The organism is Streptomyces sp. NPDC042201 (genome assembly GCF_055582185.1).
Genome location: NZ_JBVJDS010000006.1, coordinates 186,211 through 211,356, shown reverse-complemented (window position 1 = coordinate 211,356; position 25,146 = coordinate 186,211). Strand labels below are relative to the sequence as shown.

The following is a 25,146-nucleotide window of genomic DNA, read 5'->3' as shown; positions in this document are numbered from 1 at the left end:
CCCCGCCTACGGGCCGGGGTGCTTATCGCACGGGTGGAGGTGGGCGCGTTCACCGTCGTGGTCGAGGATGATGAGGATCTCGACCGGGCCGTCGTGGGCTCCGATGGCGTGCGGAACCATGGTGGAGAACTCCGCCGCGCTGCCGGGCTCGACCAGGATGGTCCGTTCCCCCAGTTGCAGGCGAGCGGTTCCCGACAGCACCGTGAACCAGTCCCGGCCGGGATGCACGCCCATCTCACCGATGCCGACCGGCCGCGAAGGCGCGGTGATACGCATCTTGGCGACGGTCACGCCGTGCGGTGCCCGCTCCCTGGTGAGCATCCAGGTGGTCACCCCGCGCACATGGTCGCGTTCCGGCCTGATCACCACGTCGTCGTCATCGACGGACTCCACCAGCTGGTCCAGGGTGGTGCCCAGGGCCCGGGCGATGGGCACCAGCTGATCGAGGGCGATCCGTCGGTGACCGGTCTCGATACGGCTCAGGGTGGAAGGGCTCAAGTAACAGCGGGCGGCGAGGGCATCCAGCGACCAGCCCCGGGCCAGGCGCAGTCCTTTGATCCGCCGGCGGATCAGGCTGTCGAGATCCGGTTCTTGCGTCATAGGCAAGAGCTTATGCCATTCACGCATTGGGCTCGTAGGGTCGCACCCATGGAACTCCGCGATCACTCTCACCACCACCCGCACGGTCCGCACCAGGGGGGCGACTCGGCGGCGATGGCCGAGCTGCTGGACCTGGACGCCGCCGTCCTGCACTCCTATCTGTCCGACGTGACCAGCTGGATTCAGCGGCAGGCCACGGAGGTACCGCTGCGCCGGATCCTGGATCTGGGCGCCGGAACCGGGACCGGGACCATCGCCCTGGCCCGGCGCTTCGGCGCGGCCGACGTGATCGCCGTGGACCGGACCGAGGAGCTGCTGACCCGCGTCCGGGCCAAGGCCGCGGACCTCGGAATCGCGGACCGGGTCCGTACGGTCCGGGCCGACCTGGACGTGGCCTGGCCCGCCGTCGAACCGGTCGACCTGGTGTGGGCGTCCAACTCACTGCACGAAATGGCTGACCCCGACCGGGTGTTCAAGGACGCCTTCGCCACGATCCGCCCCGGTGGCCTGCTGGCCGTGGCCGAGATGGACGCACCGCCCCGGTTCCTGCCCGAGGACATCGGCCTGGGACGCCCCGGCCTCGAATCACGCTGCCACGAGGCATTGGAACAGGAGCGGGCCGACACGCAACCGCACCTCGGTCCTGACTGGGGCCCGCATCTTGAGCGGAGCGGCTTCGCGATCCTCGGCAAGCGGACGTTCACGATCGACCTGAGGCCCCCGCACCCGCCCGCCACCGGCCACTACGCCCACGCGTACCTGCGCCGTATCCGGCCGGTGCTCGAAGGCCGGATGGCCGCCGACGACCTGGCCGCCCTCGACACGCTCCTCGACAGTGACGGACCCGACGGCGTCCTGCACCGCCACGACCTGGTCGTCCGTGGCACCAGAACCGAGTGGGCCGCCCGCCGCCCGTGAGCCGGTCACCGCGCGGCGGGTGACGGGGCGTCGGGGGCGGTGCGGCGGGAGGTGACGCGGGGGCGGATCATGAACCCCGAGGTGTCACAGTCTGCCGGACAGCATCCTCAGACGTCCGGGGTTACGGGGAAGGTCGATGAGACTCTGCTTTCTGGTGGAGGAGCAGTACCGCTACGACGGCATGCCCGTGGAAGTGATCCGCCAACTCGACGCCTGGGGACACCGGGTGGATGTGCTGCGGCCCGGCAGCTCGCTGATACGGGCGTCCGAGGAGATACGGGCGGGCAGCCACGACGCCTGGGTGCTCAAGACGGTGTCCGGGGGGCCGGGACTGACCCTGCTGGAGACCGCCGCGGCGGTCGGGCTGACCACGGTCAATGACGCGCGGTCGATCCGCGGGGTGCGGGACAAGGTGCTGGCGGCGGTCATCGGGCGGAGCGGCGGGCTGCCGGTACCGCTGACATACGCGGCCGCGCGGCCGGAGTCCCTGGCGGAGATCCCGGACGCGGAGTTCCCGCTCGTCGTCAAGCCCGCCGACGGGAGCTCCGGGCGCGCGGTACGGCTGGTGGCCTCGCCGGACCTGCTGGCCGGGATGCGGCACGAACTGGCCGGGGAAGGGATGCTGATAGCCCAGCCGTACGTGCCGAACTCGGGAATCGACCTCAAGATCTACTGCGTGGGCGGCGAGCTGTACGCGACCGAGCGGCGTTCCCCGCTCCACCCGGACCGGCCGGCGCCCGAGCGGCGCGTCCCGCTCTCCGCCGAGGTGGCCCGGATCGCCGCCGAGGTGGGGGCGGTCTACGGGCTGGATCTGTACGGCGTCGACGTACTGCTCGGCCCGGACGGTCCGGTGGTCGTCGATGTGAACGACTTCCCGAGCTTCCGGCAGGTGCCGGACGCGGCGGCGCGGGTGGCGCGCGCCGTCCTGGAGCTGGCCCGTACCGGCGGCGCCGTACCCGGCGCGACGGCCCTCACCCCCGTCCAGGAACCGGTGCGGGTTCCGGCGCAGCTGCCCGCGACGGCGGGTGAGGGCCGATGAGGATCTGTCTGATCACGCCCCGGCCCGACCACCCGCTGCTGGCCGCCACGACCGCCCTGCTGACGCCCCGCCACCACGTGGAGTCGCTGGATCCGGGGGCGGAGGACTGCCTGTCGCGCGAGCCGGCCGGCCCCGGCACGCTCGCCGACGTCTATCTGCTGAAGGCACGGACACCGCGCGCGCTGTCCCTGGCCCGGTCGATCGAGCAACGCGGCGCCCCCGTACTGAACTCGGCCGCGGCGACCGGGCTCTGCCAGGACCGTACGGAAATGGCCGAGCTGGCCCGGCGCGCCGGACTGCCGTTCGCGGAGACCAGGACCGTGGCGGCGCTCCGGCTGCTCGCGGCCGAGGCGGAACCCACCCGCCCGCTGGTGGTCAAGAGCCGGCACAGCCGACGGCACGACCTCGTCGCCCGGGCCGACGACGCCGCGCGCCTGCGCGCCCTGTGCGCCGACTGGCCGGACGAGCCGGTGGTGGTACAGCCCTTCACCGCCAACAGCGGCTGGGACCACAAGCTGTGGGTCGTCGCCGGCCAGGTCTTCGGCGCCCTGCGCCGGTCGGAGCTGGCGGACGGGGGCCGGGGCCCGACGCTGCCGCTCGCCCTCGGTGAACTGCCGGACGGCTGGCTGGACCTGGTGCGCGAGGTCGGCTCCGTCTTCGCGCTGGACGTGTACGGCGTGGACGTGATCGACGCGGGCGACGGCGCCCCGCTGATCGTGGACATCAACGCCTTTCCCGGCATACGGGGCCAGGCGGGCGCCCCGGAGGCACTCGCCGCCCTGGCGCTGCGGGCGGGCGCCTGAGAGCCTGTCGGGTGACCTCTGATCGGGCGGCCACGCCCTAGCACGCACGCTTCCCGCGTTGCCGAAATGTCCTAGTAGCTCCGCTACGAGGACATCCCGGCGCCTTGGAATCGCACGCACCAGACCGCGTCCGCTCCCCGATCGAAGGTCACCCGACAGGCTCTGACGCCGCGGCGGCGGGTGCCCGGAGGTCGGGTGCCACGAGGTCGGGCGCCACGACGGCGGGTGCCACGACGCACCCCCCTCCGGTGCGTCGTGGCTCGCCGGCTGCCGCGGAAACGATCCTCCCCGGCGTGTCCCGCGCGCAACGCCTTTCCGCGCTCGCCGAAGGGCCGTGACGCCGGGCTGCCGGGCCGGCGTCGGCGGGACGGCGCCGGCCGAGAGGGCGATCACCGGCGGCCGATCTGCGGGAGCGTACGGCCCGGGGGATCATCGAAGGCATGGCGCCGACCGCACCGCTTCCCGCCATCAGGCCGATGCTCGCCCTCTCCGGCGCGCTGCCCGGTGAGGGTGAAGAGGAGCACTGGGCCTTCGAGGTCAAGTTCGACGGGGCCCGGTGCGTCACCGCCGCGCCGGGCGACGGGACGGTACGGCTGAGCACACGCGGCGGCAATGACGCGAGCGCGACCTACCCGGAGCTCGCGGCGCTCGGTGAGCAGCTTCGCGGGCGGCCGGCGGTGCTCGACGGCGAGGTCGTGGTCCTGGACGACCAGGGGCGGCCCGATTTCGGGCTGCTGCAGCGGCGGATGGGCGTGGCCGACCCGCGCCGCGCGGCGCACCTGTCGGGGCAGTACCCCGTTCACCTCATGCTGTTCGACGTCATGCACCTGGACGGCCGGTCCCTGCTCGGCTCCTCGTACCGGGAGCGGCGGTCCGTCCTCGCCGGCCTCGGCCTCGGCGGTCCGCACTGGTCGGTGCCGGCGTTCGTCGAGGGGCACGGGCACCAGGCCTGGGAGACCTCGCTGCGGGCCGGCTTCGAGGGCGTCGTCGCGAAACGCCTGTCGTCCCGGTACGCCCCGGGCGTCCGGTCGACGGACTGGCGCAAGACCAAGCACGTCGTGACCCTCGACGTGATCATCGGGGGCTGGTCGGAGGGCCGCGGCGGCATCACCGGCCTTCCCGGCGCGGCCCTGATCGGGGTGGCGGAGCGGGCCGGACTGCGTTTCGTCGGAGCCGTCGGCTCGGGGCTGTCCGACCGCGAGCGGCGTGACCTCGCCCGCTACCTGGCCGTGATTCCCCGTGACACCTCCCCCTTCATCAACCCGGTCGGGGTGCCGGCTCCGCACTGGGTCGAGCCCCGCCTCGTCGCCGAGATCACCCTGTCCGGCTGGACGTCCGGGGGCCATGTCCGGCACCCCGTATGGCACCGGCTGCGCCCCGATCTGACGCGGCTCCACGATCCCCGGCCGCCCTGACGACTGCCCGTCAGGCCGGTCCGTGGCCGGGCACTGCGCTCACCATTCGCGCCGGACTCACCCGAATGGCGCCATGCGAACAAGCCGGGCAGAGTGGGAGGAAGGGGTCGCGGCCGTGAGCGGAAAGCCTTGCGGTCGGCGGCATTTCACTTGCGCCTGCCTCAGCGGAGGCACCGGCGGAAGCTCTCCTTCAGGAAGGGAATTCCCTCATGGCAGCCAACGAACCCGCGATGGCGGGCATGTCCACCGGCAAGGGCGGCGCGGTGAAGGGAAAGACGACCATCGCCGACTCGGTCGTCTCCGCCATCGCCGGTATAGCGACCCGCGAGACGTCCGGTGTGTACGCGATGGGCGGAGGCGCGTCCCGTTCGCTCGGGGCCGTGCGCGAGAAGGTATCCGGTGCGGACGATCCCGGGCGGGGCGTCTCGGTGGAAGTCGGCGAGAGGCAGGCGGCGATCGACCTCGACATCGTCGTCGAGTACGGTACGCCGATCGCCGAAGCCGCCGGGAATATCCGGTCCCATGTCTCTGACTCGGTGGAAAGCATGACGGGGCTGGAAGTCGTGGAGGCCAATGTGAACGTTCTCAACGTCCACGTGCCGGGATCCGAGGACGAGAGTGACGACAGTTCGGCGCACGCGGCACGCGTGCAGTGAGCACGGCTCTCCCCGACCGCCCGACCGCCCGGCGAGTCACGGGCACACGTATGTCCTTGGAGGCACCCATGGCCGTACGGCATCAGCTGATCAGAAGGCCCCCGGCCGCCGTGTGGGCGGTGCTGGAGGACGGCAATCGGTACGCGGACTGGGTGGTGGGCACAGCCCGGTCCCGCCCGGCCGACGGAACATGGCCCGAGCTCGGGTCGACGATCGAATACCAGGTCCGGCTCGGCCCGTGGACGGTCGGCGGGCACACGGTCGTCCGGCGGTACGAACCACCCCACCGGCTCGAACTCGAGGCGTACAGCGGCCCGCTCGGTACGGCCAGGATCGCCATCGAGGTCCAGCCGTGGGGACAGGACACGCTGGTCGTCGTGGACGAGCATCCGCTCCGCGGCCCCGGCGGGGCGGTGCACAACACCGCCGTTGACACGCTGATCCAGATCCGCCACCGCAGCATGCTCGGACGGCTCGCCGCCGTGGTCGGACAGACGACGCGGGACACCGCGGAACGCGGCGAATAAGTCGGCCCCGCGGGCGGCGTACTCGATAGGCCCGCCCAGGATGCGGTGGGCGGGATAGTGATCAGACTTGTCCTATGGCAGAAGAACGTCGAACACGGGCCCGGCCCACGTCCACGGCGACCCGTCGGCGCGCCGCCTCCGAGCAGGGGCCGGAGCACGCCGCTCATGCCGCCCGCGAGCGACTGGCGAGCTTGATCAGCCACCACACGGAGGGCGTGTCAGGGGTGCGGCGCAACGAGGACGGATGGTGCGTCGTCGTGGACGTCCTGGAGGTTCCCCGTATCCCCGACACCACGAGCCTGCTCGCTTCGTACGAGGTGCAGCTGAACCAGGACGGCGAACTCATGGAGTACCGCAGGGTCCGCCGCTACCGAAGAGGCGCCGCCGACGAGTGACCGTGGCGATCCGACCAGCTGAGAGGACGCACCCATGAGAACGACCACCTACTCCGACGAGGTCGCGTACGTACCGCGCGCCGGCACGTTGTACGACGTGCTGGAACTCATCCTGGATCGGGGCATGGTGATCGATGTGTTCATCAGGGTCTCCCTGGTCGGCATCGAGATCCTCAAGATCGACGCCCGCATCGTGGTGGCGAGTGTCGACACCTACCTCCGGTTCGCCGAGGCGTGCAACCGGCTGGACCTGGAGCGCGATTCGCGCAGCACGACGGTCCCCGAGCTGTTCGGTGGCGGCGGCGGGATGGCCAGGTCCGTCGGCAAGCGCAAGGTGAAGCAGGCGGCCGAGTCCGTGGGCAACACGGTGCGCCAGGCCGTCGGCGCCGGGGACGAGGACTCCGACGAGGAAGAGGAAGAGGAGACGCGGCCACGGCGGCGCGCTCCTGCCCGCTCCGCCACCCGCCGCCGCCGTCCCTCGGAGGACTGACCGGTGGCAGACAGCGGTGTGTACGTCTACGCCATCGTCCGGGCGAAGCAGCCGGCTCCGGCGGGAGCCTGCGGAGTGGGGAGCCCGCCCCTGCCGCTGCGCGTGCTCACGCAAGGGCCGCTCGCCGCCGTCGTCAGTGACGTTCCGCCGAAGCTGCGCGCCCGCCGCCGTGACCTCCTCGCGCATCAGGAGCTGCTGCTGCGGCTCACCGAGAGCGGGCCCGTGCTGCCGATGCGGTTCGGCATGGTCGCGCCGGACGAGGCGACGGTCCACGAGCAACTGGCCGCCGCCGAGGGCCGTCACCTGACGGCCTTGGAGCGGCTGGCCGGACGGGTCGAGGTGAACGTCAAGGCGCTCGCGCCGCCCGACGCGCTGGCCGGTCTCGTACGTGAGGACAGGAATATCCAGCAGCTCCGTGAGGCCGCGCGGCGGCATCCGGGATACGAGGCGAATCTGCGTCTGGGCGAGGCGGTGGTGACGGCGCTGTCGCGCCGGGCGGCCGAGGCCGGCCGCCGTGCCGTGCTGGAGCTGACACCCCTGGCCCACGCCGTGGCCGCCGGCCCTGAGGTCTCCGGTTGTGTGCTCAACACGTCATTTCTCGTCGACAGGGCGGCCGGCGACCGGTTCAGGGCGGTGGCGCGGGAGTTCGCCGCACTCCGTCGTGACCACGTGGAACTGCGGGTCGCGGGACCGCTGCCCTGCTACAGCTTTGTCGCGCCCGAGGGCCCTCTCGTGAGAGCGGGAGCCTGACATGGGACTGATCACCGGAATTCTCACCCTGCCGTTGGCGCCGGTCCGCGGGGTGGCCTGGGTGGCGGAGCAACTGCTGGACGCCGCGGACCGCGAGGTGCACGACCCGGCCGTGATCCGCGCCCAACTTGCCTTGCTGAATGAGGAATTCGAAGAGGGAAATCTCAGCCTCGAGGCATTCGAAAAGGAAGAGGAACGGCTACTCGACCGGCTCTACGAGGGTCGGCCGGACCCGGCGAGCGATCGAAGGTGGCACTCTCATGGATGACCAGACCAAGGTAACTCTGGCTGCCGCAGTCGTCGGTGGCTATGTGCTCGGCCGCACGAAGAAGGGCCGGCTCGCGCTGACCGCTGTGACCTATCTGGCGGGCAGGCGCTTCGGCCTCGAACCGCGGCAGCTGGTGGCCGAGGGCGTGCGCCGGCTCGGTGAGGTCCCGCAGGTCGCCGAGCTCCAGCAGCAGCTGAAGTCCGAAGGCCTCGACGCGGCCCGCAACGCGCTGACGGCGGTCGCCAACCGCGGTATGGGCTCCCTCGCCGACGCGATCAGTGACCGCACCCTCAGCCTCGGTGGGAAGAAGGCCGCGCGGGACGAAGGAGAAGAGGGGGACGAAGAGGCGGAGGACGAGTACGAGGACGAGTACGAGGAGGAAGAGCCCGAGGAGGAAGAAGAGGCGGAAGAGGCGGAGGGCGAGTACGAGGAGGAGCCGGAGGACGAGTACCAGGACGAAGAAGAGCCTGAAGAGGAAGAAGAAGAGGAAGAGGAAGAAGAAGAGGAGGAGCCGGAAGAAGAGGAGGCTCCGCCCAGGCGCCGCAGGCCCGCGCCCGGGAAGCGGCAGCCCAGCAGGACGCCGGCGAAGAAGACAGCTCCGGCCAAGAAGGCCGCTCCGGCCAAGAAGTCGGCGCCCGCGAAGAAGTCGGCGCCAGCCAAGAAGTCCGCCCCGGCCAAGAAGGCCGCTCCCGCCAAGAAGTCCGCCGCGAAGAAGACGGCCCCCGCCAGGAAGACGGCGGCGAAGAAGACCTCGCCGGCCAAGAAGACGGCCGCGAAGAAGTCGGCGTCGTCGTCGCAGCGTGCGGCCAAGAGGACATCCAAGCGCGCCGATCGCGGGAGGTAGCCGGTCATGGCCAGGACAGAACAGGACACCCCTGACGCCGGCGATTCAGGTCTCGACCGGCTGCGCGAAGAACTCTCCCGCTACCTGAGCGCCCAAGTGGACCACGTGGTCGAGAAGGCCGGCGAGAAGCTGACCGGGGTCACCGGAAAGCTCACCGACGTCGCGGAGAACGGCGGAATACTGCCCGCGATCGGTTCCAGCATCCTCAAAGGCGAATCCCCCGTGAAGGCCTTCTTCGCCCAGAAGGCGAAGGGGGTGAAGGACAGCGTCGTGGGCAAGGCCAAAGACCTGGTCGGTGGCGGCAAGGGCAAGGGCAAGGCCGGCGACACCAAGGTGACGAGCATCATCGAGGTCCTGGACCTGGGCGTGCCGCTCCGTTTCGCGTACGACCACTGGACGCAGTACGAGAAGTTCGGCAGCTTCACCAAGGGCGTGCGCAATGTGTCGCAGAGCGATGAGGTGACGACGGACTGGAAGGTCAAGGTCGGCCCGTCGACGCGCGGTTTCAAAGCGACCGTTCAGGAACAGGTGCCCGACGAGCGCATCGTATGGACCTCGGAAGGCGCCAAGGGCACGACCCGTGGAGCTGTCAGCTTCCATGAGCTGGGACCGGCCCTGACCCGCATCGTCCTCGTCGTCGAGTACTACCCGTCCGGATTCTTCGAGAAGACCGGCAACCTGTGGCGTGCTCAGGGCCGGCGCCTGCGCCTGGACTTCAAACACTTCCAGCGGTACGTCACGCTCACCGAAGAAGAGCCCGAGGACGCGTGGCGCGGTGAGATCCGGGACGGCGAAGTCGTCCGTACGCACGAAGAGGCCATGGAGGAGGAAGAGGCCGAGCAGGAGGAGGAAGAGGAGGAGGACGGCGAGGTCGCTGACGAGGACGAGGCTGAGGACGGCGAAGAGGACGAAGAGGGCGAGTGGGAGTACGAGGACGAGGATGAACCGGCCGAGGACGAGGAAGAGGAGTGAGCGGTCCAGTGACCGATATTGACTTCAGGCAGGGCGGCGGCGTCGCCCCCGGCCCGAGTACCACCAACCTCGCCGACATTCTTGAACGCGTCCTCGACAAAGGCATCGTGATCGCCGGGGACATCAAGATCGACCTGCTGGACATCGAGCTGCTGACCATCAGGCTGCGTCTGTTCGTCGCGTCCGTGGAGACCGCCAAGAAAGCCGGCATCGACTGGTGGGAGACCGACCCGGCCCTCAGCTCCCGCGCCGCCCGCAGCGCCCTGCAGGACGAGAACCATGAGCTGCGCACGCGCCTGGCGGCCCTCGAATCCGCTCTTGAACAGGCCCCGCCCCCGGCCAGGAGCAAGGAGAGACAAGGGACATGAGCACGCCACTACCCGGCCTCGACGACACCACCGCCACCTATGTCTTCGCCGTCTGCCGCCGTCTCGAACCGGCCGTCCTCACCGCTCTCCCCGGGCTCTCCGGGAACACGCCCGTCCGCACGCTGTCCTTCGGGACGCTCACGGCCGTCGTCCAGCGGGTCGAGGCGGCCCACTTCACCGAAGAAGCCTGGCAGGAACGCCTGTCGGACCAGCACGAACTGGAACGGTGTGCCCGCGCCCACCACGAGGTGGTGTCCGCCGCCGCCACCTGTGGACCCACGGTCCCCCTCGCGCTGGCCACGCTCTACCGGGGCGACGAGCGCGCCCGCCACGCCCTTGACCAGGACGCCGACCGCTTCCACACCGCCCTGCGGCGTATCGAGGGACGCGTCGAGTGGGGAGTGAAGGTGTACGCGCCGACGGCGCCCCGGCAGCCCGTCGCACCGGAGCCCGCGCCGACCGGGCGCAGCCAACCTTCCGCCGGTGCGGGCCGCGCCTATCTGGACCGTAAACGAGACGTCCACCAGCGGCGCGAACAGCGGCACGACGCGGCACTGCGCACCGCCGACACCGTGGACACCGCGCTGCGCGCCCTGGCCGCCGCCTCACGGCGACTGCGCACGCACGCCCAGGAACTGACGGACGGGCGGGGACTCCAGGTTCTCAACGCGGCCTATCTGGTCGCGGCGGACCGTACCGACGAAGTCTCCCGCGCGGTCCGGTCACTGCGCCGGCTGACCGGGGCGCACATCGAGATGTCAGGACCGTGGGTGCCCTACTCCTTCGTCGGCGAGGTGTGACGCGTGACGCAGCACGAACCGGTGCCCTGGAACACCCCGGAGCCGCTGTCAGGTCCCATCGGCGTTCCCCTCGTCGATCTTCTCGACCGTGTCCTGGCGACCGGAGTGGTGGTCAGCGGTGATCTGGTCATCGCCATCGCCGACGTGCCCCTGGTCCGGCTGTCGCTGCACGCCCTGCTGTCCTCGGTCAGTGAACGCGTTCCCGCCCCCTGGGCGGACGGAGGCCCCCTATGACCAGCGCACGGTTCGACGTGGATCGCGAGCAGATGGGGCACGACCTGGTCTCGCTGGTCCTGACGGTGGTGGAACTCCTGCGCCAGCTCATGGAACGGCAGGCGATCCGCCGCGTCGAGCAGGGCGACCTCAGCGACGATCAGGTGGACCGGATCGGTACGACGCTCATGCTGCTCGACGAGCGTATGAAGGAGCTGTGTGACCAGCACGGACTGACGGCCGAAGACCTCAACCTCGACCTCGGCCCGCTGGGAACACTGCTGCCACGCAACTGACGGACAGGTTCTTCGCTCACATCAGATGATGCGCCAGGACGACATGCGGGTCGGGGGCGCCGGGTACCGGGGCAGGATCGGCGTGCACCAGGGCCGCGGCCAGTCTCGGTACGGCGTGCAGCAGCGCGTGTTCGGCGTCCACCGCCACCTGGTGCGCGGCGCGGACGGTCAGCTCCCCGTCGACGACGATGGCGACCTCGGCACGCAGGTGGTGACCGATCCACCGCAGTCTCAGTTCGCTCACCGCCCGTACGCCCGGCACCCGTTCCAGGGCGTGTTCCGCGGTGTCGACGAGGGCGGGGTCGACGGCGTCCATGATCCGGCGGAACACCTCGCGGCAGGCGTCGCGCAGGACGAGCAGGATGGCGGCGGTGATGACCAGACCCACGATCGGGTCGGCGAGCCGCCAGCCGAGCGCGGCGCCGCCCGCGCCCAGCAGGACGGCGAGGGAGGTGAATCCGTCGGTGCGGGCGTGCAGCCCGTCGGCGACCAGCGCGGCGGAGCCGATCTCGCGTCCGACGCGGACGCGGTAGCGGGCCACCCACTCGTTGCCGAGGAAGCCGATCACCGCCGCCGCCGCGACGGCGGGCAGATAGCTGATCTCCCGCGGGTTCAGCAGCCGGTCGAAGGCGGTCCAGGCGGCGAACCCGGCCGAGGCGGTGATGGTGAGCACGATGACGAGGCCCGCCAGGTCCTCGGCCCGCCCGTAGCCATAGGTGAAGCGGCGGTTCGCCGCGCGGCGGCCCAGCACGAACGCGACGCCCAGCGGCAGGGCGGTCAGCGCGTCCGCGGCGTTGTGGACGGTGTCTCCGAGCAGGGCCACCGACCCGGACAGCACCACCACGGCCAACTGCGCCGCCGCCGTCACGCCGAGCACGGCGAGCGAGGTCCACAGCGTCCGCATGCCCTTGGCGGACGCCTCCAGCGCACGGTCGGTCCTGTCGGCAGCCGTGTGCGAGTGCGGTGTCAGCAGGTGTCCCGCGCGGCGCCGCAGCCGTGCCCACCGGTGGGGGTGTCCGTGCTGGTCATGACTCATGGGACCGGCCTTCCGACGCGGGCCAGAGGGGGACAAGTCGATGATGTCATGACGCCCACCGCCGCGTGCGGGACCGGTGCGCGAGATCACGTTGACCTCGGGGGATGTTCCTCGGGAGGGTTGGCTGCATGACACACGGATCCGTACCGCCGACCGGGATTTCCCTTCTCTGTGACCGGGGCGCGCAGTGCGGGGAGTTCTGACCGGATTCGCGGTCATCGCGGTCGTCATCGGGGTCGGTTATCTGATCGGCCGGCGCAGATATCTCGGGGACAACGGACGTGAGGTGCTCACCAAGCTCGCCTTCCACGTGGCCACGCCGGCGCTGCTGTTCACGACGCTCGCGCAGGCCGATCTGTCGGTGGTCCTCTCCAGCCGCCTGCTGATCACGGCGATCAGCACCGCGGCCGCCGCCGGGGTGTTCGTGGCGGTCGCCGTGGTCTGCCGCTGGGGCGTGGGGCGTACCACCATCGGGGCGCTGTGCTCCAGCTATGTCAACGCGGGCAATCTCGGTATCCCCATCGCGGTGTACGTGCTCGGCGACGCCTCCCTCGTCGCTCCGGTCCTGCTGTTCCAGCAGATCGTGGTCACCCCGGTCGCGTTGACGGTGCTCGACCTGTCGGGGCCTGGGGAGAAGCGCCCGGTGTGGCAGCGCCTGACCACACCGCTGCGCAACCCGGTCGCGGCCAGTTCCCTGTGCGGGGTCGCGGTCGCGGCCACGGGGTGGACGGTGCCGGGACCGGTCCTCGATCCGCTGATACTGATCGGGAACATGTCGGTCCCCGCCGTGCTGCTGGCCTTCGGCATCTCGCTGCGCGGCAGCGCTCTGCCGGGCCGTGGCCCCGACCGGCACCCGGTCCTGCTCTCCGCGGCCCTGAAGTCCGCGGGCCAGCCCGTGGTGGCCTGGATGCTGGGGGCCTGGGTCTTCGGGCTGCACGGCGCGGCCCTGCTGGATGTCGTGGTCACCTCGGCCCTGCCCGCCGCCCAGAATCTCTACACGTACGCCTCGCGCTACCGGGTCGCCGAGCGGCTCGCGCGGGAGTCGATCCTGCTGTCCACGATGCTGTCGGTGCCGGTTCTGGTCACGGTGGCGGCGCTGCTCGGGTGACCCCCGGTGCGGCGGCGACCCGCTGCGCGGGCCGGCGCCTTCCGTGCCACCCTGGATGGGAGCATCCGACCTGAGGCGGGGCGAGAACGTTGGCCAAGCTGACCGCAGTGAACGTGGGTCTGCCGCAGGATGTCCCCTGGCGCGGTCGTACGGTGTACACCGGCGTGTGGAAGCAGCCTGTCACCGGGCCCCGGATGGTGCGGCGCCTCAATATCGACGGGGACGGCCAGGGGGATCTGGCGGGGCACGGCGGCGAGTACCGCGCGGTGCTGGTCTACCAGACCGATTCGTACCGCTACTGGGAGAAGGAGCTGGGCCGGGACGATTTCGTGCCCGGGCAGTTCGGGGAGAACTTCACGGTCGACGGCCTGCCGGACGACGAGGTCTGCATCGGTGACCGGTACCGCATCGGCGGCGCCGTGTTCGAGGTGACCCAGCCGCGGGTGACGTGCTACCGGGTGGGCCTGCGGATGGGCGAGCCCCAACTGCCCGCCCTGCTGGTGTCCCACCGGCGTCCGGGTTTCTACCTCCGTGTGCTCGTCGAGGGAGAGGTGGAGGCCGGGCAGGAGATCACGAAGATCTCCTCCGATCCCGTGGGGATGACGGTCGCCGAGATCGACGCGCTGCTCTATCTGCCCGGGCATCCCCGGGACGGGGTCGACCGCGCGCTGAGCATTCCCGCGCTGAGCCCCGGCTGGCGGACCTCCCTGCGGGCCATTCTCGAACAGGCGGATCACGAGCCGTCAGGGACGGCCGGCAACACGGGCCTGACCCCGGCCGCGAGCGGGCCGCCGCCGGCCTGGGCCGGCTTCCGGCCCTTGCGAGTCGCCGGGATCCATGCGGAGAGCCGCAGTGTGTTCTCCCTGTCGCTGGCCGCCGCCGACGGCTCGGCCCTTCCCCCGTGGGAGCCCGGGCAGGCCGTTACATTGCGGCTCCAACCGGAAGGCGGCGCGGCGCCGCTGATCCGCAGCTACTCGCTGTCCGGCCCGCCCGGCGCCGACCGGTACCGGATCAGCGTGAAGCAGGAGCCGCACGGCGCCGCCAGCAGCCACCTCCGTACCCGGGTCGGCGTCGGCGACACCCTTGATGTCGCCGCGCCGCGCGGTTCGTTCTTCCTCCGGGACGGCGAGGAGCCGGTGCTGCTGCTGTCCGCCGGAGTCGGCGCCACGCCCGTCCTGGCCATGCTGTACGCGCTGGCCGACGCGGGGTCCAGGCGGCAGGTGTGGTGGCTGCACGGGGCGCGCGACGGGACGGAGCACCCGTTCGCCGACGAAAGCCGCGCCCTGCTGGACCGGCTGACGGACAGTCACTCCTTCGTCTGTTACAGCCGTCCCGCCGACGACGACCGCGAGGGCGTCGACTACACCGCGAGGGGACGGCTCTCCGCCGGCCTGGTCGGCGGTCTCGGCCTGCCCCGGGACGCCGACGCGTATCTCTGCGGCCCCCCGGACTTCATGAGCGATCTCGCCTCGGTCCTCGATTCGTCCGGGCTGGAGCCTGCCCGGATCCACACGGAGGCCTTCGGCGCGGGCGCCGCTCTGACACCCGGTGTGGTCTCCGGGCCGGCCCGACCGCCCCACCCGCCCGACGGTTCCACCGGTACGGGGCCCGCCGTCTCGTTCGCCCGCAGCGGCCTCACGGTGCGCTGGGATCCGGACCGGGCGAGCCTGCTCGAACTGGCCGAGGCCTGCGACGTACCCACCCGGTGGTCGTGCCGCACAGGGATCTGCCACACCTGCGAGACCGCTCTGCTGTCGGGCGCCGTCGGCTATTCCCCGGACCCGATCGACCAGCCGGCCGACGGCAACGCGCTGATCTGCTGCTCCCGTCCCACGGACAGTGTGGTGCTCGATCTGTGATCCCCGCGCGATCGGGCGCGCGCGGGTTTGAGGTGATTTTCGACTTTTGTCAGCATAATGACTCTATGCAATTGGCTCATGCTGTGCGCGGAAGCAAGGCAGGGGAACCGGCGGGGGACGACAGCAGGCGGCGTCCCGGGCTGAGGTGCCGATGACGGGGCGCCTCGTGGGTGTGGACCGGTCGGAGGGGTTCGGCGAGCGGCTGCTGGGACAACTCCTGGACCGTGCGCACGAGATGCCGCCTCAGCTCATCGCTCCCCTGGTGGCGGAAGAAGTGCGCCTGGTCGGGGGGCGGGATGTATCGATCCTCCTGCAGGACTACGGCCAGCTGCTGCTGGTTCCGCTCGCGGGGGAAGGGCTCGTGGTCGGAAGCCCCGTTTCCATCGACGATTCCCCGGCCGGCGAGTGTTTCCTCCACGCGACCCCGGTCGAGCGTCCGCGGGGCGACGGCGTGCGCTTGTACCTGCCTCTGCTGGACGGCAGTGACGAGGTCGGGGTCATGGCGCTGACGCTGGACACGGTCGATGACGACGACCGCCGGCTGCTGCGACGCCTCGCCGGGCTGGTCGCCGACATGGTGGTCACCAAGAACGGCTACACGGACCAGTTCTTCCAGGCGCGGCGACGGCAGCCGATGAGCGTGGCCGCGGAGATCCAGTGGTCGTTGCTGCCCCCGCTGACGATGGTCACGCCTCAGGTCTCCGTCGCCGGGATCATGGAGCCTGCCTACAACGTCGCCGGCGACAGTCTGGACTACGCCCTCAACGACGAGGTCCTGCATCTCGCCATCATCGACGCCATGGGGCACGGGTTGAACGCCGCCATGCTGGCGACGGCCGCCGTGGGGGCCTACCGGCACGCCCGACGGGCCAACGTGGGGCTCGCCGAGCTGTACGCGTTCATGGACCAGGTCGTCGAGGAGCAATTCACCCCGGAAAGCTTTGTCACGGCGCAGATGATGCGTCTCAATATCGTCAGTGGCCGGCTGGACTGGGTCAACGCCGGCCACCCGGCGCCGCTGCTCATCCGTGATCACCGCGTCATTCAGGCGTTGCAGGGGCCGGGAACGCTGCCGGTCGGTTTCGGTGGTGACACGCCGCAGATCAGCACGCAGCAGCTCCAGCGCGGCGACCGGGTGCTGTTCTACACGGACGGGCTCGTCGAAGAACACGTCTCCGGCGGGGAGCCGTTCGGCGAGGCGCGGCTGACCGACACCATCGAGCGCGTCGGCCCGTCCAGTACGAGCGTGCAGCAGATGGTGCGGGCCCTCTCCCACACGCTGACGCGGGCGAGGAACGGGTCCACGAGCGACGACGCGACGCTCTTCCTGGTCGAGTGGCGCGGAGGCAGTGCCAGCCACCTCGCCAAGCCGGACATCTGACGGGTCCGGGTCCGGGGCCGGAGTCGAGGCCGGGGCCGGGGCTGGGACGCGGGTGGGCGTAGCGGTGCTACGCATGGGGGTAGCGTCGTTAACGTATTGGTGTTAGCGTTGCTCTCGTCGGGTTGCGGAGAACGCCACCCACCGCGTCTGGCGAAGTGAGGTTCCCGTGTCTCATCATTCTCTTCCGGCCCGCGTCCACCGGCTCGCGGCGCCCCGGCCGGCCCCCTCTCCCGATCTGGGCGCCTATCTGGCCTCGGGCGTCGTCACCGGAGCGCTGATGGGCGGCGTGTGGGGCCTGGTCTGGTCCCTGTACCGCGCCGTCACGGCCGACGCGGCCACCACGCCGTGGCTCATATCCGCCGCCCAGGTGTTCACGCACGAAGCCGCCGTGATCGTCGCCTCCGGCCTGCTGGGCGCCGTCGTGACGCTGGGCAGCGCGAGTACGGACCGAGTGCTGCGCCCACTGCGACGCCACTTCCCGAAGGCGATCACGGCCGCGGCCCTCCTTCCCGCCCTGGTGGTGGCCGTGGCCGCGATGGAGACGGCGGCGCGCGTCGTCCCGGTGCGCTCCGCCGGCGAGGAGGCCCTGCGGCTGCTCGTGCCGCTCCTCGCGGTGGCCGGCCTGTTCTCCATACGCGCGAAGGCTTCGCACCGGGGGACGGCGTTGTGACAAGCCACCCCGTCCGCCCGCCTCGTCCGCCCGCCTCGCACCAGTTCACCTCGTACCGAACGGGAGACCACCATGAACAGCTCCGACCTGCCCCCCGCCGTCCGGCGCGCCGTGGACGCCGCCAACTCCGGTGACATCGACGGCTATCTCGACAGTTTCACCGAGGACGGCGCGGTCGACGACTGGGGCCGCACGTTCAAGGGGCGTGCGGCGATCCGCGGATGGAGCGACAAGGAGTTCATCGGCGTGGACGTCAGCCTGGCCCTCACCGGGGTACGCCGGTCGGGCGACACCGTGACGGTGAGCGCGACGGTGGGCGGGAACGGGTTCAACGGGCCGTCCGACTTCGCGTTCACGGTGGACGGCGACCGTATCTCGCTGATGCGGATCACCGGATGACGAGTGGACGGGCACGCATCCTGGAAGTCGCGGCCGATCTGGTCGCACGGTCCCCGAACGGGGACGTCTCCACCCGGGCCGTGTGCGAGGCCGCACAGGTGGGGGCGCCGGCCCTCTACCGGCACTTCGGCGATAAGGAGGGCCTGCTGTCCGCCGTGGTCGACCATGGCTTCGACGCGTACCTGGCGACGAAGCGACAGCGCAGCCCCGGCGCGGACCCCGTCGACGACCTGCGAAACGGCTGGGACAGCCATGTGGACTTCGCCCTGAAGAACCCGAACCTGTACCGGCTGATGCATTCCCCCGCGATGCGCACTCCGCCGGCCGCGGCGCTGGAGTCCCACCGCATACTCACCCGGGACCTGGAACGGGCGGCGGCGCAAGGGCGGTTGCGCCTCGCCCCCGAGCTGGCGGCCCAGATCATCATGTCGGCCAACACCGGCGTGGCACTGATGCTCGTCGCCCGCCCTTCGGCCTTCCCCGACACGAGCACATCGCGGCGCGTGCGGGACGCCGTGCACGCCGTCGCCCTCGTCACCCCGGCCGTGCCCGGCCCGGCCACGGCCCCCGACCTCTCGTGGAGCGACGTGGAAGAGACGCACATGCCGTCCACCGCGGCCCGGCTGCGCGCTCTGCTGAGCCGGTCGCCGGACTCGGTGCTCAGCCCCGCCGAGGCGGAACTGATGAGCGAATGGCTGGACCGGCTCTCCAACGCTCCAAGCCGCACCATAGGCTCCCAAACCTTCCCGCCGGGCGTTGAAACATTCCGCTGGGCCCAACGCGTCAGTGAGGTGTAGGCCAAAGCTCGGAACACCTTCTTGTCAGGAGATCTCGCAGGTATGCAGCACGCACCCCGCCGCGACCGCCGCACGGAGCGGACGACGAGCGGACGCGGAGCCGCCACCCCTTCCCCTCGGCGTGGACGGACCGCTCGTACGAGATTCCTGCGGATCCCGCGGCTACGCCGCCCGGACTACCCACGCGCGAACCGTTCCGGCCCTCGGCGATGGCTGCCGTCCTGGCGCCAGCTGTCCGGCCTGTTACTGATCGGCGCGGCCGGCCTCACCGGGCTGGTGATGTACGCCTACGCGCAGACAGAGATACCGGAACGTCTCAACAGCTTCGCGACCCAGCAGGACAACGTGTACTACTGGGCGGACGGCTCGCAGATGGCGCGTAGCGGCTGGGTCAGCCGGCAGGAGATGCCCCTGTCCAAGGTCCCCGATGACGTCAAGGGCGCGGTACTGGCCGCGGAGAACGCGGGGTTCTACTCCGATCCCGGTGTCTCCGCCTCCGGAATGACCCGTGCGCTGCTGCGGATGGTCGGCGGTGGTGACACCCAGGGCGGCTCCACCATCACCCAGCAGTACGTCAAGAACGCCTATCTCAACCAGGATCAGACCTTCTCCCGGAAGTTCGACGAGCTCCTCCTCGCGGTCAAGGTCGACAACCAGCTCAGCAAGGACCGGATACTGGAGGGCTATCTCAACACCAGCTGGTTCGGCCGGGGGACGTACGGCATCCAACGCGCTGCCCAGGCCTACTACGGGAAGGAAGTCACCGACCTCGACGCCAGTGAGGCCGCGTTTCTGGCGTCGCTCCTCAAGGGAGCCTCGCTGTACGACCCGGCGATCAGCGCGAAAACCCACCAACGGGCGGTGGAGCGGTGGAGCTGGATTCTCGACCGGATGGTCACGACCGGCGTCCTGTCCCCTTCGGAGCGGGCCGCCTATTCGGTCTTCCCCGAGCCGAAGGCCCCACCCCAGGACTCCACGGCGGGCGGACAGCCGGGCTATCTGGTCGCCCTCGCCACGACCTATCTCAAGCAGTCGGGCCGTATCTCCGACGCCGCGTTCGACCTGGGCGGCTATCAGATCTACACCACCTTCGAGAAGCCGCGGACGGCGGCTCTGACCGAGTCGGTGCGCGCAGCCCGCGAGACCTTGGACCCGAAGAACCGGAAGGCCGACCGGCACGCGCGCACCGGCGCCGCGTCCATCGCCCCCGACGGGCGCATACTCGCCGTGTACGGCGGCCCCGACTCTCTCGTGCAGGGCTTCAACGAGTCCAACGCGGTCACGGTCCCCGCGGGGTCGGCGTTCACGCCCTTCGTGTACGCGGCCGCGCTGCGCGACGGCGTCGAACGCAAGCGGGGTGAGCCCCGCACCCCCGTGTCTCCCACCACCGCCTACGACGGTGCCGACGATCTCGCCGTGCGCACCCCCGAAGGCCCCTACTGGGACCGGAACGGCAAGGTGGTCAAGGGGCAGAACGACGGCGACCGCTCCTGGGGGTGGCTCAGCCTGAACGACGCGATGGTCCACTCGGCCAACACCCCCCTGCTGCAGCTCGGGATGGACGTCGGCCTCGACCGCGTGGGCCGCGCCGCCCAGGACGCCGGGATCCTCGCCTCCAGCCTCGGGCCGCGGGTGCCCGCCTTCGCCCTGGGCAACTCCACGCCGAGCGCCATCCGGATGGCCGCCGCGTACGGGACGTTCGCGGCGGGGGGCCTGCACACGGAGCCGTACTCGGTGGCGCGGGTGTCCCGCAACGGAGAGCCGGTGCGGCTGCCACGTCCACGGAGCGACCGGGCCTTCAGCGCCAAGGTGAGCGGGCAGGTCACGGACGCACTCCGAGGCGCCCTTCAGGACGACAGCTCCGGACCCGCGAACGGCCTGGACGCCTGGGCCGCCGGCAAGATCGGCACCACGCAGGACCACACCGCGGGCTGGTTCGCCGGCTACACCGCGCAGGAGGCGACGGCCGTCGTCGTCTACCGCATGGACCTGAAGAACCTCGAACCGCTGCCGCTCACCGGCCTCGGCGGAGCCGACGACGCCGATCTGACGTACCCGGCCCGCATCTGGGCCGACTACCTGAAGACCGTGACGGGTCAGGAGTGAACCGACCGCCGTGCCCGCACCTCTTCTCATCGACGGTGTCTCACCACCGCCGTGTCATCGACTCTTTCAGGAAAGCGATTCCGTATGACCCGCACCACTCGTGCCAGATGGCGAGCGTTCCCGCGCTCCGCCACCCGTGCCCATGTCGCCTTAGGGGCGGTGCTGGCCGTCGTGGCGGCCGCGGCCGCCGTCCCGCTCGTCGACGGCGACGCGGACGCGTCCTCGCCGGCAGCGCGGCCGTCCACGGCCGCCACCGCTCACGGGAGCGCCGGGCCGCGCGCCCGCTCCGGCGCGTCGGCCGGGGCAGGAGCGGACCGTGACGACGAGGACTGGGACGGGAAGGTCAAGGTGCTGGGGGACGGCTCCACCTCCTACACCGGCCCCAAGCCAGGACAGCTGAAGCCCGAGCGTCTCAAACCGGGGCAGAAACCACCCCAGTTCGTGGTGTTCTCCTGGGACGGCGCCCTGGAGGACGAGCAGGGACTGTTCTCCCGCTTCCGCGAGGCGGCGAAGGAGAGCGGCGCGCACATGACCTTCTTCCTCACCGGCATCTATCTGCTGCCCGAGTCCAAGAAGCGGCTCTACAAGCCGCCGCAGCACGGCGCCGGGGCCGCGGCCATCTCGTACCCGACGCCCGAGCACATCCGGATGACCCTGGACCAGCTCCGGAAGGCCTGGACGGAGGGCCACGAGATCGGCTCGCACTTCAACGGCCACTTCTGCGGCGACAAGGGCGGCGGGGACTGGAGCGAGGGGGAGTGGAAGAGCGAGATCGACCAGACGTACTCCTTCATCAAGAAGTGGAAGACGAACACCGGGTTCACCGATCTCGCCCCGCTGCCCTTCGACCCGGAGCGGGAGATCGCGGGCGGCCGCGCGCCCTGCCTGGAGGGACAGAAGACGCTGATACCCGCCGGCAAGCCCTTCGGCTGGCGCTACGACGCGAGTTCGTCCGGGGACTTCCAGATCTGGCCCGCCGAGAAGGACGGCGTCTGGGACTTCCCCCTCCAGCTGCTGCCCTATCCGGGGCGTGATTTCCAGGTGCTCTCCATGGACTTCAACCTCCTCTACAACCAGTCCGGCGACAGCACCCAGGGTGATCCGTCCATGTGGCCCACCTGGCGCGGCGAGACCCGGGACGCCTACATGAACGGCTTCGAGCGGGTCTTCAACGGCAGCCGCGCGCCGCTGTTCATCGGCAACCACTTCGAGGACTGGAACGGCGGCATCTACATGGACGCCGTCGAGGACATGATGCGGGAGGTGTGCCCGCGCGAGGGGGTGCGCTGTGTGTCCTTCCGTGAACTGGCCGACTGGCTCGACGCCCAGGACCCCGGCGTGCTCAGCCAGTTGCGCTCCCTCGACCCCGCCCAGGCCCCGAACTGGCAGTCACTGATCCGCTGAGGCGCGGCCCAGGACACGCCCTGGGCCCGGCGACGGGGACGGCATAGCCTTCGTCCTTGACGCGAGGCCGTGACCCGCTGCCCCGCGACGGCGATCCAACTGGAGCTGGAGTGAGTGAAATCCGTCAAGTGACCGTCGTCGGCGCCTCGGCCGCGGGCGTGAGCACCGCCGAGGGGCTGCGCCGGGCCGGCTACGAGGGGCGGATCACCCTCATCGGCGAGGAAGCCCATCTGCCGTACGACAAGCCGCCGTTGTCCAAGCAGCTGCTGTCGGGCGACTGGGAGCCCGAGCGGCTGCGGCTGCGCGGCGAGGAGGCCCTCGCCGGCCTGCGGCTGGACCTGCGGCTCGGCGTCCCGGCACAGTCCCTGGACGTGGCGGCCCACGAGGTCGTCCTGGCCGACGGCGAGCGGGTCGGCTACGACGCGCTGGTGGTGGCGACGGGCGCCGCCGCCCGTCGGCTGCCCGGTACAGAAGGCGTCTCCGGAGTGCATGTGCTGCGCACCCTGGAGGACGCTCTCGGGCTGCGGGAGGCGTTGCGGGGCGGACCGCGGCTCGTCGTGGTCGGGTCCGGTTTCGTCGGCTGCGAGGCCGCCGCCGTCGCTCGCCGGATGGGCGCCGAGGTGACCATGGTCAGTGATGTCCCCGCGCCCCTGGCCGACGTACTCGGTCCGGAGCTGGGGACGATGCTCGCCGAGGTGCACCGCGAGCAGGGGGTACGCCTGGAGCCGGGCGTGCTCGTCGAGGGGATCCGGTCCGAGGGGGTCCGCGCCACCGGGGTGCGCCTCGCCGACGGTCGGACACTGGAGGCGGACGCGGTGCTGGTCGGAATCGGTGCCCGGCCCAACACCGGCTGGCTGGCGGGCAGCGGTGTCCCGGTGGGGAACGGTGTCGAGTGCGACGCCACGCTGTACGCCGGATCGGATGTGTGGGCGGCCGGCGATGTCGCCGGCTGGCTGCACCCGCGCACCGGCATCCCGACCAGGATCGAGCACCGTACGAACGCCGCCGAGCAGGGGCTTGCGGTCGCCCGCAATATCCTGGCGGGGCCCGGAGCCGCGGTTCCGTTCGACCCTGTCCCGTACGTCTGGTCCGATCAGTACGACCTGAAGGTGCAGATCTTCGGCCGCACGCGGGGCGCCGACCGGATGCGCGTCGTCGAGGGCGGCCTCGCCGAACGCAAGCTGATCGCCCTGTACGGGCTCGGCGGCCAGGTGTGCGGGGCGGTCGCCGTCAACATGGCGCGGGCGGCTCGGGCCCATCGCGCCCTGGTGGCCGAGGGCGCCGACTGGGAGACCGTGGCCGGCGCGGGCCGGGACAGGGAGATGGCGCGGTAACCGGACGCCGACGCGCGGAATTCTTCTCATATGCGCATAATCGGTCACATATGATGTGAATACAGTGATCGCCCTTCGGGGAGGCCGGCTGCGGCCACACGTCGGGGCGCGCGGCCGTGGTCGGCCCTGCCCGGCACCGGCGGGATTTCTGGTGAGGTCCCTAGGAACAGCGACATGGCACGTACACAGTCAAGGCACCACGCGCCGGACGAGCTGGTGACGGGGCCGGGGTCGCAGCTCTCACGAAGGGTCGCCCTGATCGCGGCCATTACTCCCTTCGTGGTCATCGCGACCGACCTGTTGGTCGCGGTCCTGGCCGGACCGGGGCTGCGCTGGCTGTCGATGCTCGCCGCGGCCCCCGCCCTGGCCGCCGCACGCTACGGCCCCCGCAGCGTGATCGCGTTCGGGGCCGTCTCGCTCGCCATCGGAGTGACCCTGGGTATGCGCCCGGGGTCACCGAGCGTCGACGACCAGGCCTTCGTGCTGGCGGCACTAGCTGTGATCACCGTGGCCAGCGCGCTGCTGAGCGCGCTGCGGCAGCGCCGTGAACGGGAGCTGATCGCGGTACGGTCCGTGGCCGAGGCGGCGCAGCAGGCCATTCTCGCGCCCGTGCCCGAACGGGTGGGGTCGTTGCGCATCGCCGTGCGGTACAGCGCGGCGGCCGCCGAGGCCAGCATCGGAGGTGACCTGTACGGCGTCGTCCTGACCCCCTTCGGTCCCCGGGCCATCATGGCCGACGTGCGGGGCAAGGGGCTGCCCGCGGTCAGCACCGCCGCCCTCGTCCTGGGTGTCTTCCGTGAGGCCGCGCACGACGAGCCGGACCTGCTCCGCGTCGTGGACCGGGTGGAGAACAGCCTCCGCCGTAATCTCGGCGGCGACGACTTCGTGACCGCGGTCCTCGTCGGTTTCCCCTCCCCGGACCTGCTCCACATCGCCAACTGCGGTCATGTGCCGCCCCTCCTCGTCCACCGCCAGGTGGTCACCGTCGTGGAGCCCGAGTCGACGGTTCCTCCGCTCGGACTCCTCGAACTCAGTGAGGCCAGGCCCGCGCTGGTGAGCGTCGCTTTCGAGGAGGGCGACCAGCTCCTCCTGTATACGGACGGGGTGACGGAGGCCCGGAACCACCAAGGGGTCTTCTTTCCTCTCCCCGAGCGCCTGCAGCAGCACCTCACGGCGGATTTCACCGGCACGCTCGACGCCCTGCACGCGAGGCTGCTCGATCACAACGGCGGACGCCTCAACGACGACGCCGCGCTGCTGCTGATCCAGCGCGCCGCTCCGTGAGCCCGCGGTCCGGGAGCCCTCTCCGGACGCGGGACCGCGTCGCCGCGCCCGGTGTCATCGGGCGAGCAGCGTGACCGCGGCGCAGGTGCCGCTCGCCGCGCCGACCGCGACGACGGTCGCCGCCACGCAGCGCGTTCTGAGCTGCAGGTAGCGCTCCGTGTACTCCTCGCGCAGCTCGGCGGCCCGGTTGGCGATCCGGACGAGCATCTCCCGGGAGGCGGCCACCCCGTCGGCGGTGTAGACGCGCTCCACCTCCTCACGCTGGGCGGTCGTGAGCCACGGCAACTGCTCGGTGAAGCGGACCGTCCGCCGCCGGACGTCCTCGACTTCGGCGCTCCACAGGAGGTAGCCCTCAAGCCGGACGAGTCCGCGGGCACTGTCCTTGTCGGGCTCCACGCGTTTCTCCTTGCTCTG

At 70.9% G+C, this 25,146-nt stretch carries 29 protein-coding genes; 26 read left to right on the top strand and 3 right to left on the bottom strand.

Features of this window, described 5'->3' with window-relative positions; all coding sequences use genetic code 11:
- Positions 1-6 precede the first annotated feature (6 nt).
- On the bottom strand, positions 7-600 hold the full coding sequence (locus ACZ6MZ_RS16840) for a helix-turn-helix domain-containing protein (RefSeq protein ID WP_469352604.1): 594 nt from the start codon (positions 598-600) through the stop codon (positions 7-9).
- Positions 601-648: 48 nt separating this feature from the next.
- On the opposite strand from ACZ6MZ_RS16840, the gene ACZ6MZ_RS16835 reads away from it, so the two are divergent.
- The 16 genes from ACZ6MZ_RS16835 (at position 649) to ACZ6MZ_RS16760 (ending at position 11,354) form a co-directional block, all read left to right on the top strand.
- Positions 649-1,518 carry a class I SAM-dependent methyltransferase gene (locus ACZ6MZ_RS16835; protein ID WP_469352603.1) on the top strand — a complete coding sequence of 290 codons (870 nt, stop codon included), beginning with the start codon at positions 649-651 and terminating at the stop codon, positions 1,516-1,518.
- A gap of 136 nt (positions 1,519-1,654) precedes the next feature.
- Positions 1,655-2,557: an ATP-grasp domain-containing protein gene (locus ACZ6MZ_RS16830; RefSeq protein ID WP_469352600.1), complete on the top strand. Its 903-nt coding sequence runs from the start codon at positions 1,655-1,657 to the stop codon at positions 2,555-2,557.
- On the top strand, positions 2,554-3,360 hold the full coding sequence (locus tag ACZ6MZ_RS16825) for an ATP-grasp domain-containing protein (RefSeq protein WP_469352599.1): 807 nt from the start codon (positions 2,554-2,556) through the stop codon (positions 3,358-3,360). The genes ACZ6MZ_RS16830 and ACZ6MZ_RS16825 overlap by 4 nt, the downstream gene beginning before the upstream one ends.
- Before the next feature lie 440 nt (positions 3,361-3,800).
- Positions 3,801-4,775 carry a non-homologous end-joining DNA ligase gene (ligD, locus tag ACZ6MZ_RS16820; RefSeq protein WP_469352598.1) on the top strand — a complete coding sequence of 325 codons (975 nt, stop codon included), beginning with the start codon at positions 3,801-3,803 and terminating at the stop codon, positions 4,773-4,775.
- A gap of 209 nt (positions 4,776-4,984) precedes the next feature.
- Positions 4,985-5,431, top strand: a complete 447-nt coding sequence (locus ACZ6MZ_RS16815; RefSeq protein ID WP_469352596.1) for an Asp23/Gls24 family envelope stress response protein — start codon at positions 4,985-4,987, stop codon at positions 5,429-5,431.
- Positions 5,432-5,499: 68 nt separating this feature from the next.
- On the top strand, positions 5,500-5,958 hold the full coding sequence (locus ACZ6MZ_RS16810; protein ID WP_469352594.1) for an SRPBCC family protein: 459 nt from the start codon (positions 5,500-5,502) through the stop codon (positions 5,956-5,958).
- A gap of 74 nt (positions 5,959-6,032) precedes the next feature.
- Positions 6,033-6,353 carry a gas vesicle protein GvpO gene (locus tag ACZ6MZ_RS16805; protein WP_469352592.1) on the top strand — a complete coding sequence of 107 codons (321 nt, stop codon included), beginning with the start codon at positions 6,033-6,035 and terminating at the stop codon, positions 6,351-6,353.
- Positions 6,354-6,387: 34 nt separating this feature from the next.
- Positions 6,388-6,843 carry a gas vesicle protein GvpJ gene (gvpJ, locus tag ACZ6MZ_RS16800; protein ID WP_389790247.1) on the top strand — a complete coding sequence of 152 codons (456 nt, stop codon included), beginning with the start codon at positions 6,388-6,390 and terminating at the stop codon, positions 6,841-6,843.
- Between the two features lie 3 nt (positions 6,844-6,846).
- Positions 6,847-7,593 (top strand): GvpL/GvpF family gas vesicle protein, encoded by a 747-nt coding sequence (locus ACZ6MZ_RS16795; RefSeq protein WP_469352590.1) that lies wholly within the window; start codon positions 6,847-6,849, stop codon positions 7,591-7,593.
- A gap of 1 nt (position 7,594) precedes the next feature.
- Positions 7,595-7,861, top strand: a complete 267-nt coding sequence (locus tag ACZ6MZ_RS16790) for a gas vesicle protein GvpG (RefSeq protein ID WP_389790244.1) — start codon at positions 7,595-7,597, stop codon at positions 7,859-7,861.
- On the top strand, positions 7,854-8,705 hold the full coding sequence (locus tag ACZ6MZ_RS16785) for a histone protein (protein WP_389790243.1): 852 nt from the start codon (positions 7,854-7,856) through the stop codon (positions 8,703-8,705). Before ACZ6MZ_RS16790 ends, ACZ6MZ_RS16785 begins: the two co-directional genes overlap by 8 nt.
- Before the next feature lie 6 nt (positions 8,706-8,711).
- Positions 8,712-9,677: an SRPBCC family protein gene (locus ACZ6MZ_RS16780; RefSeq protein WP_389790242.1), complete on the top strand. Its 966-nt coding sequence runs from the start codon at positions 8,712-8,714 to the stop codon at positions 9,675-9,677.
- Positions 9,678-9,685: 8 nt separating this feature from the next.
- Positions 9,686-10,045 carry a gas vesicle protein gene (locus ACZ6MZ_RS16775; RefSeq protein WP_389790241.1) on the top strand — a complete coding sequence of 120 codons (360 nt, stop codon included), beginning with the start codon at positions 9,686-9,688 and terminating at the stop codon, positions 10,043-10,045.
- Positions 10,042-10,845, top strand: coding sequence for a GvpL/GvpF family gas vesicle protein (locus ACZ6MZ_RS16770; RefSeq protein ID WP_469352587.1), 804 nt, complete (start codon positions 10,042-10,044; stop codon positions 10,843-10,845). The genes ACZ6MZ_RS16775 and ACZ6MZ_RS16770 overlap by 4 nt, the downstream gene beginning before the upstream one ends.
- Positions 10,846-10,848: 3 nt before the next feature.
- Entirely contained in the window at positions 10,849-11,079 is a 231-nt protein-coding gene (locus tag ACZ6MZ_RS16765; RefSeq protein ID WP_389790237.1) for a gas vesicle protein, read from the top strand.
- Positions 11,076-11,354 carry a gas vesicle protein K gene (locus tag ACZ6MZ_RS16760; RefSeq protein WP_389790235.1) on the top strand — a complete coding sequence of 93 codons (279 nt, stop codon included), beginning with the start codon at positions 11,076-11,078 and terminating at the stop codon, positions 11,352-11,354. Before ACZ6MZ_RS16765 ends, ACZ6MZ_RS16760 begins: the two co-directional genes overlap by 4 nt.
- 16 nt (positions 11,355-11,370) lie before the next feature.
- Here the strand turns inward: ACZ6MZ_RS16760 and ACZ6MZ_RS16755 are convergent, their stop codons facing one another.
- Entirely contained in the window at positions 11,371-12,390 is a 1,020-nt protein-coding gene (locus ACZ6MZ_RS16755; protein WP_469352585.1) for a cation diffusion facilitator family transporter, read from the bottom strand.
- Positions 12,391-12,577: 187 nt separating this feature from the next.
- On the opposite strand from ACZ6MZ_RS16755, the gene ACZ6MZ_RS16750 reads away from it, so the two are divergent.
- The 10 genes from ACZ6MZ_RS16750 (at position 12,578) to ACZ6MZ_RS16705 (ending at position 24,732) form a co-directional block, all read left to right on the top strand.
- The gene (locus ACZ6MZ_RS16750) at positions 12,578-13,498 is read left to right on the top strand and encodes an AEC family transporter (RefSeq protein ID WP_389790231.1); all 921 of its coding nucleotides are present in this window, start codon (positions 12,578-12,580) and stop codon (positions 13,496-13,498) included.
- A gap of 107 nt (positions 13,499-13,605) precedes the next feature.
- Positions 13,606-15,357 carry an MOSC domain-containing protein gene (locus tag ACZ6MZ_RS16745; protein WP_469352582.1) on the top strand — a complete coding sequence of 584 codons (1,752 nt, stop codon included), beginning with the start codon at positions 13,606-13,608 and terminating at the stop codon, positions 15,355-15,357.
- Positions 15,358-15,508: 151 nt separating this feature from the next.
- Positions 15,509-16,738, top strand: a complete 1,230-nt coding sequence (locus ACZ6MZ_RS16740) for a PP2C family protein-serine/threonine phosphatase (RefSeq protein ID WP_389790227.1) — start codon at positions 15,509-15,511, stop codon at positions 16,736-16,738.
- 166 nt (positions 16,739-16,904) lie between these two features.
- Complete coding sequence (locus ACZ6MZ_RS16735) at positions 16,905-17,408, top strand: hypothetical protein (protein WP_469352579.1); 504 nt, start codon at positions 16,905-16,907, stop codon at positions 17,406-17,408.
- A gap of 72 nt (positions 17,409-17,480) precedes the next feature.
- Positions 17,481-17,807, top strand: coding sequence for a nuclear transport factor 2 family protein (locus ACZ6MZ_RS16730; RefSeq protein WP_469352578.1), 327 nt, complete (start codon positions 17,481-17,483; stop codon positions 17,805-17,807).
- Positions 17,804-18,604, top strand: a complete 801-nt coding sequence (locus tag ACZ6MZ_RS16725; RefSeq protein WP_469352576.1) for a TetR/AcrR family transcriptional regulator — start codon at positions 17,804-17,806, stop codon at positions 18,602-18,604. The genes ACZ6MZ_RS16730 and ACZ6MZ_RS16725 overlap by 4 nt, the downstream gene beginning before the upstream one ends.
- A 42-nt stretch (positions 18,605-18,646) precedes the next feature.
- Entirely contained in the window at positions 18,647-20,710 is a 2,064-nt protein-coding gene (locus tag ACZ6MZ_RS16720) for a transglycosylase domain-containing protein (protein ID WP_469352575.1), read from the top strand.
- 84 nt (positions 20,711-20,794) lie between these two features.
- On the top strand, positions 20,795-22,114 hold the full coding sequence (locus ACZ6MZ_RS16715; RefSeq protein ID WP_469352573.1) for a polysaccharide deacetylase family protein: 1,320 nt from the start codon (positions 20,795-20,797) through the stop codon (positions 22,112-22,114).
- 110 nt (positions 22,115-22,224) lie between these two features.
- On the top strand, positions 22,225-23,448 hold the full coding sequence (locus ACZ6MZ_RS16710; RefSeq protein ID WP_469352572.1) for an NAD(P)/FAD-dependent oxidoreductase: 1,224 nt from the start codon (positions 22,225-22,227) through the stop codon (positions 23,446-23,448).
- A 174-nt stretch (positions 23,449-23,622) separates the two neighbouring features.
- Entirely contained in the window at positions 23,623-24,732 is a 1,110-nt protein-coding gene (locus tag ACZ6MZ_RS16705; RefSeq protein ID WP_469352570.1) for a PP2C family protein-serine/threonine phosphatase, read from the top strand.
- A 54-nt stretch (positions 24,733-24,786) separates the two neighbouring features.
- Here the strand turns inward: ACZ6MZ_RS16705 and ACZ6MZ_RS16700 are convergent, their stop codons facing one another.
- Complete coding sequence (locus tag ACZ6MZ_RS16700) at positions 24,787-25,128, bottom strand: hypothetical protein (protein ID WP_384189587.1); 342 nt, start codon at positions 25,126-25,128, stop codon at positions 24,787-24,789.
- Positions 25,129-25,146 lie beyond the last annotated feature (18 nt).

Coding starts and splice junctions, on each gene's coding strand:
- ligD (WP_469352598.1), top strand. CDS start 3,801: ATGGCGCCGACCGCACCGCTTCCCGCCATCAGGCCGATGCTCGCCCTC.
- ACZ6MZ_RS16730 (WP_469352578.1), top strand. CDS start 17,481: ATGAACAGCTCCGACCTGCCCCCCGCCGTCCGGCGCGCCGTGGACGCC.
- ACZ6MZ_RS16810 (WP_469352594.1), top strand. CDS start 5,500: ATGGCCGTACGGCATCAGCTGATCAGAAGGCCCCCGGCCGCCGTGTGG.
- ACZ6MZ_RS16815 (WP_469352596.1), top strand. CDS start 4,985: ATGGCAGCCAACGAACCCGCGATGGCGGGCATGTCCACCGGCAAGGGC.
- ACZ6MZ_RS16755 (WP_469352585.1), bottom strand. CDS start 12,390: ATGAGTCATGACCAGCACGGACACCCCCACCGGTGGGCACGGCTGCGG.
- ACZ6MZ_RS16790 (WP_389790244.1), top strand. CDS start 7,595: ATGGGACTGATCACCGGAATTCTCACCCTGCCGTTGGCGCCGGTCCGC.
- ACZ6MZ_RS16840 (WP_469352604.1), bottom strand. CDS start 600: ATGACGCAAGAACCGGATCTCGACAGCCTGATCCGCCGGCGGATCAAA.
- ACZ6MZ_RS16825 (WP_469352599.1), top strand. CDS start 2,554: ATGAGGATCTGTCTGATCACGCCCCGGCCCGACCACCCGCTGCTGGCC.
- ACZ6MZ_RS16805 (WP_469352592.1), top strand. CDS start 6,033: ATGGCAGAAGAACGTCGAACACGGGCCCGGCCCACGTCCACGGCGACC.
- gvpJ (WP_389790247.1), top strand. CDS start 6,388: ATGAGAACGACCACCTACTCCGACGAGGTCGCGTACGTACCGCGCGCC.
- ACZ6MZ_RS16780 (WP_389790242.1), top strand. CDS start 8,712: ATGGCCAGGACAGAACAGGACACCCCTGACGCCGGCGATTCAGGTCTC.
- ACZ6MZ_RS16715 (WP_469352573.1), top strand. CDS start 20,795: ATGACCCGCACCACTCGTGCCAGATGGCGAGCGTTCCCGCGCTCCGCC.
- ACZ6MZ_RS16740 (WP_389790227.1), top strand. CDS start 15,509: ATGACGGGGCGCCTCGTGGGTGTGGACCGGTCGGAGGGGTTCGGCGAG.
- ACZ6MZ_RS16760 (WP_389790235.1), top strand. CDS start 11,076: ATGACCAGCGCACGGTTCGACGTGGATCGCGAGCAGATGGGGCACGAC.
- ACZ6MZ_RS16705 (WP_469352570.1), top strand. CDS start 23,623: ATGGCACGTACACAGTCAAGGCACCACGCGCCGGACGAGCTGGTGACG.
- ACZ6MZ_RS16725 (WP_469352576.1), top strand. CDS start 17,804: ATGACGAGTGGACGGGCACGCATCCTGGAAGTCGCGGCCGATCTGGTC.
- ACZ6MZ_RS16770 (WP_469352587.1), top strand. CDS start 10,042: ATGAGCACGCCACTACCCGGCCTCGACGACACCACCGCCACCTATGTC.
- ACZ6MZ_RS16835 (WP_469352603.1), top strand. CDS start 649: ATGGAACTCCGCGATCACTCTCACCACCACCCGCACGGTCCGCACCAG.
- ACZ6MZ_RS16785 (WP_389790243.1), top strand. CDS start 7,854: ATGGATGACCAGACCAAGGTAACTCTGGCTGCCGCAGTCGTCGGTGGC.
- ACZ6MZ_RS16720 (WP_469352575.1), top strand. CDS start 18,647: ATGCAGCACGCACCCCGCCGCGACCGCCGCACGGAGCGGACGACGAGC.
- ACZ6MZ_RS16830 (WP_469352600.1), top strand. CDS start 1,655: ATGAGACTCTGCTTTCTGGTGGAGGAGCAGTACCGCTACGACGGCATG.